We start from the raw sequence: 12804 nt of genomic DNA, 5'->3' as shown, positions 1-12804 counted from the left end.
GGACCACCGGGAGGCACACCGTTACGGAACAAACCGGTTTCAGTGCACTCCTGTGACGGCTCTAAACTGTCCGCGTGACCGAGAACCCAGCGCAGCAGCCAGCCAGCAACCCCGAACTGCCGACCCAGTACACGCCGGCCGAGGTAGAGGGGAAGCTGTACGAGCGCTGGGTAGAACGCGGGTACTTCGAGGCGGACGCCAAGAGCGACAAGCCGCCGTTCACGATCGTCATCCCGCCGCCGAACGTCACCGGCTCCTTGCACCTGGGCCACGCCTTCGAGCACACGCTGATCGACGCCCTCGTCCGCCGCAAGCGCATGCAGGGCTTCGAGGCGCTGTACCAGCCGGGCATGGACCACGCCGGCATCGCCACCCAGAACGTCGTCGAACGCGAACTCGGCAAGGAGGGCAAGTCCCGCCACGACTTGGGCCGCGAGGCGTTCGTCGAGCGCGTCTGGCAGTGGAAGAACGAGTCCGGCGGCCAGATCTCCGGCCAGATGCGCCGACTCGGCGAAGGCGTCGACTGGACCCGCGAGCGGTTCACGATGGACGAGGGCCTGTCCAAGGCCGTCCAGACCATCTTCAAGCGGATGTACGACGACGAGCTCATCTACCGCCGTGAGCGCATCGTCAACTGGTGCCCCCGGTGCCTCACCGCGATCTCGGACATCGAGGTCGAGTACCAGGAGGACGACGGCGAGCTCGTCTCCATGACGTACGGCGAGGGCGAGGAGACCATCGTCGTCGCCACCACCCGCGCCGAGACGATGCTGGGTGACACCGCCGTCGCCGTCCACCCCGACGACGAGCGGTACAAGCACCTGGTCGGCAAGCAGATCAGGCTGCCGCTGACCGACCGCACCATCCCCGTCGTCGCCGACCACCACGTCGACCCGTCGTTCGGTACCGGTGCCGTCAAGGTCACCCCCGCCCACGACCCGAACGACTTCGAGATCGGGCAGCGCCACGACCTGCCCTTCCTCACCGTCCTGGACGAGCGCGCGGTCATCACCGTCCCCGGCCCCTTCGAGGGCCTGGACCGGATGGAGGCCCGCTCCGCGATCGTCGCCGCCCTGCGCGCCGAGGGCCGGATCGTCGCCGAGAAGCGGCCGTACGTCCACTCCGTCGGCCACTGCTCGCGCTGCAAGACCACCGTCGAGCCCCGGCTCTCCATGCAGTGGTGGGTCAAGGTCGCCCCGCTCGCCAAGGCGGCCGGTGACGCCGTCCGCGACGGCAAGGTCCAGATCCACCCCCAGGAGATGGAGAAGCGCTACTTCGACTGGGTCGACAACCTCCACGACTGGTGCATCTCGCGCCAGCTCTGGTGGGGCCATCGCATCCCCGTCTGGCACGGCCCCGACGGCGAGATGGTCTGCGTCGGCCCCGACGAGGAGCCGCCCACCGGCGAGGGCTGGACCCAGGACAGCGACGTCCTGGACACCTGGTTCTCCTCCGGCCTCTGGCCGTTCTCCACGCTCGGCTGGCCGGAACAGACCGAGAGCCTCGCGAAGTTCTATCCGAACTCCGTCCTGGTCACCGGCTACGACATCCTCTTCTTCTGGGTCGCCCGGATGATGATGTTCGGCCTGTACGTCAACAAGGACGTCCCGCCGTTCGAGAAGATCGTCCTGCACGGGATGGTCCGCGACGAGCACGGCAAGAAGATGTCGAAGTCCTTCGGCAACGTCGTCAACCCGCTGGACTGGATGGACAAGTACGGCTCCGACGCCCTGCGCTTCACGCTCGCGCGCGGCGCCAACCCGGGCACCGACGTCCCGATCGGCGAGGACTGGGTCCAGGGTTCCGCGAAGTTCTCCAACAAGATCTGGAACGCGACCCGGTTCGCCCTGATGAACGGGGCGACGATCGAGGGCGAGCTGCCGTCCGCCGACGAGATGTCGGTGACCGACCGCTGGATCCTCTCCCGCCTGAACAAGACGGTCGCCGAAGTCGACGCGTACTACGAGGACTTCCAGTTCTCCAAGCTCAGCGAGGCGCTGCGGCACTTCGCCTGGGACGAGGTCTTCGACTGGTACGTCGAGCTGTCCAAGACCACGTTCTTCGGCGGCGGCCGTCCGGCCGAGGTCTCCGGCCGGGTCCTGGGCGAGGTCCTCGACGTGATGCTGCGCCTGCTGCACCCCGTCGTCCCCTTCGTCACCGAGACCCTGTGGACCGCGCTCACCGGCCGCGAGTCCGTCGTCATCGCGGACTGGCCGAAGGACTCGGGCTTCCGCGACGACGCCGCCGAGCAGGAGATCGAGCTCGTCCAGCAGGTCGTCACCGAGGTGCGCCGCTTCCGCTCCGACCAGGGCCTCCAGCCCGGCCAGAAGGTCCCGGCCGAGCTCACCCTGACCGGCACCCCGCTCGCCCCGCACGAGTCGGCCATGCGGCAGCTGCTGAGGCTCCAGCCGGCCGGCGACGGCTTCCACGCCACCGCCTCGCTGCCCGTCGCCGGGGCGACCGTCGCCCTGGACCTGTCGGGCACGATCGACGTGGACGCCGAGCGCAAGCGGCTGACGAAGGACCTGGAGGCCGCCCGCAAGGAGAAGGGCCAGGCCGAGGGCAAGCTCGGCAACGAGGCGTTCCTCGCCAAGGCCCCGGACAACGTGGTCGACAAGATCCGCGGCCGGCTCACCAAGGCCGAGGCCGACATCGAGCGCATCACCGGCCAGCTGGCGGCCCTGCCGCAGAGCTGAGACGACGCCCCGGAGCCCCCGCACCCCTTCACCCGAGGGGCGCGGGGGCTCCGGCGTGTCCGGCCCCCGGGCGGCTGCGCGCGATGTCCGACGCCATCCGTAGACTGGGGCCCGTGAGTGAGCCCCGCCCCGACCGGCCCGACGCGTCCGACCCCGACGACACCTTCGCGGAGATCGTGGACGAAGCGACCCAGCGCGACCCCGACCTGGCGGTGATCGAGGCCGGGAGCCGCACGCTGCGCGCCGCCTCCGGACCGCCCCGTGCCGAGGAGCTCCCCGCCCGCCCCGCCGACCCCGAGGTCGACAAGGCGCTGCGCGCGGTGGAGCAGGAGCTCGCGGGCCGCTGGGGCGAGACCAAGCTGGAGCCGTCCGTCACGCGGATCGCCGCCCTGATGGACGTGCTCGGCGAGCCGCAGCGCGCGTACCCCTCGATCCACATCACCGGCACCAACGGCAAGACGAGCACCGCCCGCATGATCGAGGCCCTGCTCGGCGCCTTCGACCTGCGCACCGGCCGCTACACCTCGCCGCACGTCCAGTCGATCACCGAGCGGATCAGCCTGGACGGCGCCCCGGTGGACCCGGAGCGGTTCATCTCCACGTACGAGGACATCAAGCCGTACGTCGAGATGGTCGACGCCCAGCAGCCCTACCGGCTGTCCTTCTTCGAGGTGCTGACCGGCATGGCGTACGCGGCCTTCGCCGACGCGCCGGTCGACGTCGCCGTGGTCGAGGTCGGCATGGGCGGCACCTGGGACGCGACCAACGTCATCGACGCCTCGGTCGCCGTCGTCACCCCCATCTCGCTGGACCACACCGACCGCCTGGGCTCCACGCCCGGCGAGATCGCGACCGAGAAGTCCGGGATCATCAAGCAGGGCGCCACGGTCATCCTGGCCCAGCAGCCCGTCGACGCCGCCCAGGTCATGCTCAAGAAGGCCGTCGAGGCCGACGCCACCGTGGCCCGCGAGGGCATGGAGTTCGGCGTGGTCTCCCGGGAGATCGCGGTCGGCGGCCAGCTGCTGACCCTGCGCGGCCTCGGCGGCGAGTACGACAACGTCTTCCTCCCGCTGTACGGCGCCCACCAGGCGCACAACGCGGTGGTGGCGCTCTGCGCGGTCGAGGCGTTCTTCGGCGTCGGCGCCGAGCAGGCCGGTGCGCTGGACGCCGACATCGTGCGCTCCGCGTTCGCCTCGGTGATCTCGCCCGGCCGCCTCGAAGTCGTCCGCTCCAGCCCGACCGTCGTCCTGGACGCCGCGCACAACCCGGCGGGGGCCCGCGCCACCGCCGAGGGCCTGTCCGAGGCGTTCGGCTTCTCCCGGCTGATCGGGGTGGTCGGCGCCAGCGGCGACAAGGACGTGCGGGGGCTCCTGGAAGCCTTCGAGCCGATCTTCGCCGAGGTCGTCGTCACGCAGAACTCCACCGAGCGCGCCATGGACGCCGACGCCCTCGCGGCCGTCGCCGTCGAGGTCTTCGGCCACGACCGGGTGCAGGTCGAACCCCGGCTCGACGACGCGCTGGAGGCGGCGATCACGCTCGCCGAGGAAGAGGACGAGTACGCGGGCGCCGGCGTCCTGGTGACCGGTTCCGTGATCACGGTCGGCGAGGCCCGGCTGCTCCTGGGAAGGCGCTGACCATGCGCATGCTCTGTGCCTCCACGCTGATCGGCGAGTTCTTCGTGATCGGGTTCGCCGGTCTCGTCGCGATGAAGTCCGACGACCTGTCGAACGCCACGGTCTGGACGGTGTGCGGCATCGGGATGCTCCTCTCCGTGCTGCTCTGCGGCATGCTCACCCGGCCCGGCGGCGTCCAGCTCGGCTGGGCCCTCCAGGTGGCGCTGGTCGCGAGCGGCTTCGTGATCCCGGTGATGTTCGTCCTGGGCGTCGCCTTCGGCGCGCTGTGGTGGGCCTCGGTGCACTACGGCCGCCGGATCGACGAGGTGAAGGCCCGCTGGGCGGCCCAGGCCGAGGCGGACACCGCCTGACCGGCGCGCACCACGGCAAACCCGGCGGCGGGCGACTCGCCGGGCCCCTGTAATGTCGCCTCACCGCACCCGTATGCCTGCAAGGAGCCGCACATGACCCAGCGCACCCTCGTTCTTCTCAAGCCCGACGCCGTCCGTCGCGGTCTGGTCGGCGAGATCGTCGGCCGCATCGAGCGCAAGGCCGGCTGGAAGATCACGGCGCTGGAACTGCGTACCCTGGACCGCGCCACGCTGGAACAGCACTACGCCGAGCACGTGGGCCGCCCGTTCTACGAGCCGCTGGTCGAGTTCATGCAGTCGGGTCCGATCGTCGCCCTGGTGGCCGAAGGCGAGCGGGTCATCGAGGGCGTCCGCGCCCTGGCCGGCCCCACCGACCCGATCGCCGCCGCGCCCGGCTCGATCCGCGGTGACTTCGGCACGATCACCCGGGAGAACCTCATCCACGCCTCGGACTCGGAGGAGTCCGCGGAGCGGGAAATGAAACTGTTCTTCCCCGGACTCTCCTGAACCCGGATCAGCCGAACAGCGCTCGCCACCTGGGGCGACCGAATTAATTCGGTCGCCCTTCGGCATAGGGTGTCCGATCGCGGGAACGCATCCCCCCGACGTAACGTCACCATGAGTGGAACGGCCACCCGTTCTGCCCAGCAAGGCGGCGTACCCTCGCGCTGTGCCGGCACATCCGGCACTACGATGGAACCTTCCACGCTTGCAGCGCCCATCCTGCCTACCAAATCAAGCCATCACGGCTTTCACTTGGGAGGCCCGACGCATCCTCATGGGGAACAAGGGGAACTCAATGTCGTTCATCGGCCGTGACATGGCTATCGACCTCGGGACTGCCAACACGCTGGTGTACGTCAGGGGGCGCGGCATCGTCCTGAACGAGCCGTCCGTCGTGGCCATCAACACCAACACCGGCGGAATTCTGGCGGTCGGCGCCGAGGCCAAGAAGATGATCGGCCGTACGCCCGGCAACATCGTCGCCGTACGGCCCCTGAAGGACGGCGTGATCGCCGACTTCGAGATCACGGAGCGGATGCTCCGCTACTTCATCCTGAAGATCCACAAGCGCCGCTACCTGGCCCGCCCCCGGGTCGTGGTCTGCGTGCCCTCCGGCATCACCGGGGTCGAGCGACGCGCCGTGATCGAGGCGTCGACGCAGGCCGGTGCCCGCCAGGTGCACATCATCGAGGAGCCCATGGCGGCGGCCATCGGCTCGGGCCTCCCGGTCCACGAGGCCACCGGCAACATGGTGGTCGACATCGGCGGCGGCACCACCGAGGTCGCGGTGATCTCGCTCGGCGGGATCGTCACCGCCCAGTCCATCCGGGTCGCCGGTGACGAGCTGGACAACGCGATCATCCAGCACATCAAGAAGGAGTACTCCCTCCTCCTCGGGGAGCGCACCGCCGAACAGATCAAGATCACCATCGGCTCGGCGTACGACCTGGAGAAGGACGAGCACACCGAGATCCGGGGCCGCGACCTGGTCTCGGGCCTCCCCAAGACCGTCGTCATCTCGGCCGGTGAGGTCCGCAAGGCCATCGAGGAGCCGGTCAACGCGATCGTCGACGCGGTCAAGACGACGCTCGACAAGTGCCCGCCGGAGCTGTCCGGCGACGTCATGGACCGCGGCATCGTCCTCACCGGCGGCGGCGCGCTCCTGCGCGGCCTGGACGAGCGGCTGCGCAACGAGACGGGCATGCCGATCCACATCGCCGAGGACCCGCTGGACTCGGTGGCGCTCGGCTCCGGCAAGTGCGTCGAGGAGTTCGAGGCGCTCCAGCAGGTCCTGGACGCCCAGCCCCGACGGTAGTAACCGCACGGCCCTCCGCGCGGACGCTGCCGCTCCGCGCGGGGGACCGCCGCCATACAGGCACGATCATTCCTACGAGGAAGGCACGGCCGCCGCACTGTGAGGGACACACGAGAGAGCCGGCTGCTCCTGGTGCTGCTGATCGCCATCGCGTTCGCATTGATCACGGTGGACATCCGCGGTGGTGAGGCGTCACCGGTGGACGGCGCCCGGCAGGCCGCCGCCACGGTCTTCGGACCCGTGGAGAACGGCGTGGCGTCGGCGGTCGACCCGGTGGGCAACGCCATAGGGGCGGTCCGCGCCTCCGGCAGCCGCCACGACAAGATCGCCGCGCTGGAGAAGCAGAACGCCGAGCTGAAGGCCAAGCTCGGCAGCGACGACCGCAACCGCAGCCGGGTCCGCCAGCTGGACGAGATGCTGAAGAAGTCGGCCACCGGCCAGTACGGCATCAAGGCGGCCGAGGTCATCGCCATAGGAGCGGCCCAGGGCTTCTCCTGGACGGTCACCATCGACGCCGGCACCAAGGACGGCGTCAAGCGCGACATGACCGTCCTCAACGGGGACGGGCTCGTCGGCCGCGTCACCACCGTCGGCCCGGACACCTCCACGATCCTCCTTGCCAACGATCCGGACTTCACCGTCGGCACCCGGATGGAGTCCACCGACGAGCTGGGCTTCGCCACCGGCCAGGGCTCGCGCCCGCTGGCGGTGCAGTTCCTGAACGGCAAGGCCCGGGTCAAGAAGGGCGACCGGCTCGTCACGTTCGGCTCCAGCAAGGACAAGCCGTTCGTGCCCGGAGTCCCGGTCGGCGAGGTCGTCCGTGTCGACCCCTCGGGCGGCGACCTCACCCGGACCGTCTACGTACGCCCGTACGTCTCCTTCACCAAGCTGGACATCGTCGGCATCGTCGTCCAGGCCCCGCGCGAGGACCCCCGCGACATGGTCCTGCCGAAGAAGCCGAAGGCGCCCGCCAAACCGAAGCCCACCCCGACCGTCACCGTGACCATCTCGCCCAACGGCGACATCGTGGACACCGAGGGCAACGTGGTCGGCAACATCCACGAGAGCCCCGACCCGGACCCCAGCGGGAACGCCACTCCGAACGCCGACAACGCGGTCAACGAACAGAGGTAGAGCTGATCCCCATGCACGTCAACCGGACCCTGCTCTCCATCGTTCTGGTCGTCTTCGCCCTCGTCGTCCAGGTCTCCGTGCTCGCCCGGCTCCAGCTCCCCGGCGCCGTGCCCGACCTGCTCCTCATGGTCGTCCTCGGCCTGGCCTTCGTGTACGGGCACGTCGCGGGCGCCCTCATCGGCTTCGGCGCCGGCCTCCTCGCGGACCTGGCGCCCCCGGCCGACCACGCCGCCGGGCGCTACGCCCTGGTCCTCTGCGTCATCGGCTACCTCGCGGGCCTGGCCCGGCCGGAGAACGGGCAGCTGAAGTCCGCGTTCCTGCCGATGGCCGTGGTCGTCGCCGCGGCGATCGGGTCGACCCTGCTGTACGCCGGCGTCGGCGCGCTGGTCGGCGACACGGCGGCCCGGCACGTGGGCCTCGGCAGCCTGCTGTTCACCGCCGCGGTGTACGACCTCCTCCTGGCGCCGTTCACCGTGCCGCTGATCATGGCGCTCGCCAGACGTACCGTGAACGACCCCGTCACCGAGTCCTCCTCGGGGCGCGGCGACGTGGCGGCCGGCTGGCTGGCGGCCGGGACCGGGCTGCGGATCGGCAGCCAGCGCGGCGGACTGCGCGTGAAGGCGGCCCGCAACCGGGCGGCACGCGCCGGACGGATCAAGGGAGTCAAGCGACTGTGAGGCAGCATTCCGCCGGGCCCCGCCCCCGGACCACCACCGGGGGCGCCCCGTGAGCAACATCCCCGAGACGGGCCGCACCCAGCGCGTCCAGATCCGGCTGATCGTCATCCAGGTCCTCGTCTTCTCGCTGCTCCTCACCCTCGGCGGCCGCCTCTGGTACCTCCAGATCCGCAACGGCCAGGAGTACTCGGACGAGGCGAAGAACAACCACGTCCAGCAGGTCGTCCAGCCCGCCGCCCGCGGCTCCATCCTGGACGCGCGCGGCGTCCCGCTCGCCGACAACGAGACCCGCCTCGTCGTCTCCGCCAGCCGCACCGAGCTGCTGAAGACGGACGACGACGGCAAAGCCGTGCTCACCCGGCTCGCCGGCGTACTCGACATGAAGCCGAAGGACGTCTTCGACAAGGTCCGGCTCTGCGACGCCAAGACCCCGCAGCCCTGCTGGAACGGCTCGCCCTACCAGCCGATCCCGGTCACCGACGAGGCCACCACCCAGCAGGCCCTGACGATCCGCGAACGCGCCGAGGACTTCCCCGGCATCACCGCCGAGCCCACCGCGGTCCGCCGCTACGCGGCGCCCGGCAAGGCCAACACCGCCCAGGTCCTCGGCTACCTCTCGCCCGTCACCGACGAGGAGATCACCAAGGCCCAGGACAGCGACTCGCCCTACCTGCGCTCCGACATGGTCGGCCGCTCCGGCCTGGAGCGCACCTACGACAAGGAGCTGCGCGGCAAGGCGGGCGTCACCCGCTACGAGGTCGACAACCTGGGCCGGGTCATCGGCCAGGCCAAGAACGACGAGGCGGAGGCCGGGGCCAGCGTCGTCACCTCGATCGACGCCCGCGTCCAGGCCGTCGCCGAGTACGAGCTCAACGACGCCATGAAGAAGGCCCGCCAGGAGTTCGACCACAACACCGGCGAGAACTACAAGGCGGACTCCGGCGCGGTCGTCGTCATGGAGGCCAAGACCGGCCGCGTCGTCGCCATGGCGTCCCTGCCCAACTACGACCCGAACGCCTGGGTCGGCGGCATCTCCGCCAAGGACTACGCCAAGCTCACCGGCAAGAAGTCCAACTTCCCGCTGCTGAACCGGGCCATCCAGGGGCAGGCCGCCCCCGGCTCGATCTTCAAGGTCATCTCCTCGACCGCCGCGGTCAACGCCGGGTACCCCTTCGACGGCCACTACCCCTGCCCCAGCTCGTACTCCATCGGCGGGCAGACCTTCACCAACTACGAGTCCCAGGGCTACGGCGACATCACCATCGGCCGCGCCCTGGAGGTCTCCTGCGACACCGTGTACTACGGCATCGCGCACAAGGAGTGGGCGAAGGACGGCGGCAACAACCCCAAGAAGCACCCCAAGGACTGGTTCTACAAGACCGCCCACCAGTTCGGCCTGGGCAAGGAGACCGGCATCGACCTCCCCAACGAGGTCAGCGGCCGCGTCCCGGACCGCGAGTGGAAGAAGAACTTCGCCGAGGCCAACCACGACGCCTGGTGCAAGCAGGGCAAGAAGGACGGCACGTACGTCGAGAAGATCGCCTACGAGAACTGCCTCGAAGGCGACAAGATGCGCGCCGGTGACTCCGTCAACTACTCCATCGGCCAGGGCGACACCCTCGTCACCCCGATCCAGATGGCCACCATCTACGCGGCCATCTCCAACGGCGGCACGCTCTACGACCCCACCGTCGGCAAGGCGATCGTCAGCGGCGACGGCAAGACCGTCCAGACGATCGACCCCAAGTCGCACGGCAAGCTGCCCTTCACCAAGAAGACGCGCGACGAGATAGACGAAGCCCTCGCGGGTGTCGCGACCCGCGGTTCGGCCGCCTGGCGGTTCGGCGGCTGGCCGCAGGACAAGATCCCGATGCACGCCAAGACGGGTACCGCCGAGGTCTACGGCAAGCAGACGACCTCCTGGTTCGCCACGTACACCAAGGACTATTCGATCGTCATGACGATCTCTCAGGGCGGTACGGGTTCCGGCGCGTCCGGGCCCGCCGTCCGCAACATCTACAACGCGCTGTACGGGCTCGACGCCACCGGCAAGCAGGACCTCAAGAAGGCCCTTCTGCCGACCCCGCAGAAGGGGCTGCCGAAGGTCCGGGCGGACGGCACCATCGACGCCCCGACGATCAAGCCGTACCGCCCCGCCTCGGAGAAGCCGGCCACCGAGCAGACGCTCGCCGCCGTGCTGGGGAGGCGCGACTGATGGCCGGATTCTCCGTCCCGCGCTACGGCCCCGAGCGCTCCGGCTGGGGCCGGCTCATGGCCCGCGACTCCGTCGTGCGCCGGCTCGACTGGCCGCTCCTCGGCTCGGCGGTCGCGCTCTCCTTCATCGGCTCGCTGCTGGTCTGGTCGGCGACCCGGGGGCGCGACTCGCTGACCCACGGCGACCCGTACTACTTCCTGTTCCGGCACGCGCTCAACACCGGCATCGGCATGGCGCTGATGATCGGCACGATCTGGCTCGGCCACCGCACCCTGCGCGGCGCGGTGCCGATCCTCTACGGGCTGTCCGTCGTCCTCGTCCTGGCGGTCCTCACCCCGCTGGGCGCCACCGTCAACGGCGCCCACGCCTGGATCCTGCTGCCCGGCGGCTTCTCCATCCAGCCCTCCGAGTTCACCAAGATCACCATCATCCTGGGCATGGCGATGCTGCTCGCCGCCCGCGTCGACGCCGGCGACCAGGTCCACCCCGACCACCGGACCGTCGCCAAGGCCCTCGGCCTCGCGGCACTGCCCATGCTCATCGTCATGGGGATGCCGGACCTCGGCTCGGTGATGGTCATGGTCGTCATCGTGCTCGGTGTGCTGCTGGCCTCCGGCGCGTCCAACCGCTGGGTCTTCGGGCTCCTCGGTACGGGCGTGGCCGGAGCGGTCGCCATCTGGCAGCTCGGACTCCTCGACGACTACCAGATCGCCCGCTTCGCCGCGTTCGCCAACCCGGCGCTCGACCCGGCCGGCGTCGGCTACAACACCAACCAGGCCCGTATCGCGATCGGCTCCGGCGGCCTGCACGGCACCGGCCTCTTCCAGGGCACCCAGACCACCGGGCAGTTCGTCCCCGAGCAGCAGACCGACTTCGTCTTCACCGTCGCCGGTGAGGAACTGGGCTTCCTCGGCGCCGGGCTCATCCTCGTCCTGCTCGGCGTCGTCCTGTGGCGCGCCTGCCGCATCGCCCGCGAGACCACCGAGCTCTACGGCACGGTCGTCGCCGCCGGGATCATCGCCTGGTTCGCCTTCCAGTCCTTCGAGAACATCGGCATGACGCTCGGCATCATGCCGGTCGCCGGACTGCCGCTGCCGTTCGTCTCCTACGGCGGCTCCTCGATGTTCGCCGTCTGGGTGGCCATCGGCCTGCTCCAGTCGATCCGGGTGCAACGGCCGATAACGGCCTGAATGGTTTCCCGGTGGCGGGTTAGATTCGTCATATGGCGGACTCCAAGCGCGAGATCGAGCGGAAGTACGAAGCCACGGACGCCACCCGGCTGCCCGATCTGGGCCGGGTGGCCGGCGTCGGGTCCGTCGCGCACGAGGGCGTCATGGAGCTGGACGCCGTCTACTACGACACCGAGGACCTGCGCCTCGCCGCCGGGAACGTCACCCTGCGCCGCCGCACCGGCGGCTCCGACGCCGGCTGGCACCTGAAACTCCCCGTCGCCGAGGGCGTCCGCGACGAGATCAGGGCCCCGCTCTCCGACCAGGTGCCGGACCGCCTCACCGCCCTGATCCGCTCCCGGGTCCTGGACGCTCCCGTCATCCCCGTCGTCCGGCTGGTGTCCGTCCGCGACGTCCACGTGCTCACCGGCGACGACGGCACCCCGCTGGCCGAGCTCAGTGTGGACGAGGTCCTCGCGGAGCGGCTGCACGGCGGCGACCGCACCGCGGCCTGGACCGAGATCGAGGCCGAGCTCGCCGACGACGGTGACCCCGCCTTCCTCGACACCGTCGGCCGCGCCCTGGAGGAGGCCGGCATCCGGCCCTCCGCCGCCCACTCCAAGCTCGCCCGCGCACTGGCGGAGACGGGACGGGCCCCGGAGCAGGGCGAGGCCGCGGAACCGCGCACCGCCGGGGACCACGTCCTCGCCTACGTACGCCGCCAGGCCGAGGCGGTCGTGGCGCTCGACCCGGCCGTGCGGCGGGGGCTGCCCGACTCCGTGCACACGATGCGCGTCGCCACCCGGCGGCTGCGCAGCGCCCTGCGCACGTACCGCCGCGTCCTCGACCGCGAGGCCACCCGCCCCCTGGGCACCGAGCTGAAGTGGCTCGCGGGGGAGCTGGGGGTCGACCGGGACCAGGAGGTCCTGGACGCCCGGCTGAGCGCCCGGCTCGCTGAGCTGCCCCGCACGCTGGTCATCGGGCCGGCCGAGGCACGGCTGCGGATCCGGTCGGAGGTGGGCCGCGGCCAGGCGCACCGGCGCACGACCGCCGCCCTGGACTCCGCGCGCTACCTGGACCTGCTGCGCGCCCTGGACGCGCTGCTCGCCG

Annotated in this window: 10 protein-coding genes; all 10 read left to right on the top strand. The window is 70.4% G+C overall.

All coding sequences use genetic code 11. The features are described 5' to 3' along the window. Nucleotides 1-74 precede the first annotated feature (74 nt). A complete protein-coding gene (locus G3I41_RS31010; RefSeq protein ID WP_164403860.1) occupies nucleotides 75-2696 on the top strand; it encodes a valine--tRNA ligase in 2622 nt (873 codons plus the stop codon). Nucleotides 2697-2809: 113 nt separating this feature from the next. Then, nucleotides 2810-4330: a folylpolyglutamate synthase/dihydrofolate synthase family protein gene (locus G3I41_RS31005; protein WP_164403859.1), complete on the top strand. Its 1521-nt coding sequence runs from the start codon at nucleotides 2810-2812 to the stop codon at nucleotides 4328-4330. A 2-nt stretch (nucleotides 4331-4332) separates the two neighbouring features. Beyond that, nucleotides 4333-4680, top strand: a complete 348-nt coding sequence (locus tag G3I41_RS31000) for a DUF4233 domain-containing protein (RefSeq protein ID WP_164403858.1) — start codon at nucleotides 4333-4335, stop codon at nucleotides 4678-4680. Nucleotides 4681-4773: 93 nt separating this feature from the next. After that, entirely contained in the window at nucleotides 4774-5187 is a 414-nt protein-coding gene (ndk, locus tag G3I41_RS30995) for a nucleoside-diphosphate kinase (protein ID WP_018103190.1), read from the top strand. 292 nt (nucleotides 5188-5479) lie between these two features. After that, nucleotides 5480-6499 (top strand): rod shape-determining protein, encoded by a 1020-nt coding sequence (locus G3I41_RS30990; protein WP_018103191.1) that lies wholly within the window; start codon nucleotides 5480-5482, stop codon nucleotides 6497-6499. Between the two features lie 99 nt (nucleotides 6500-6598). Then, nucleotides 6599-7633, top strand: coding sequence for a rod shape-determining protein MreC (gene mreC, locus G3I41_RS30985; RefSeq protein ID WP_164403857.1), 1035 nt, complete (start codon nucleotides 6599-6601; stop codon nucleotides 7631-7633). Between the two features lie 11 nt (nucleotides 7634-7644). Next, nucleotides 7645-8310, top strand: coding sequence for a rod shape-determining protein MreD (gene mreD, locus G3I41_RS30980; RefSeq protein ID WP_164403856.1), 666 nt, complete (start codon nucleotides 7645-7647; stop codon nucleotides 8308-8310). A gap of 49 nt (nucleotides 8311-8359) precedes the next feature. Next, on the top strand, nucleotides 8360-10525 hold the full coding sequence (mrdA, locus tag G3I41_RS30975; RefSeq protein ID WP_164403855.1) for a penicillin-binding protein 2: 2166 nt from the start codon (nucleotides 8360-8362) through the stop codon (nucleotides 10523-10525). Next, nucleotides 10525-11715 (top strand): rod shape-determining protein RodA, encoded by a 1191-nt coding sequence (gene rodA, locus G3I41_RS30970; RefSeq protein ID WP_164403854.1) that lies wholly within the window; start codon nucleotides 10525-10527, stop codon nucleotides 11713-11715. Before mrdA ends, rodA begins: the two co-directional genes overlap by 1 nt. Before the next feature lie 32 nt (nucleotides 11716-11747). Then, on the top strand, nucleotides 11748-12804 hold a 1057-nt coding region (locus tag G3I41_RS30965), incomplete at its 3' end, for a CHAD domain-containing protein (RefSeq protein WP_164403853.1).

The organism is Streptomyces sp. SID9727 (assembly GCF_010550605.1).
GTDB lineage: Bacteria > Actinomycetota > Actinomycetes > Streptomycetales > Streptomycetaceae > Streptomyces.
This window is presented reverse-complemented; position numbering and strand designations above follow the sequence as displayed.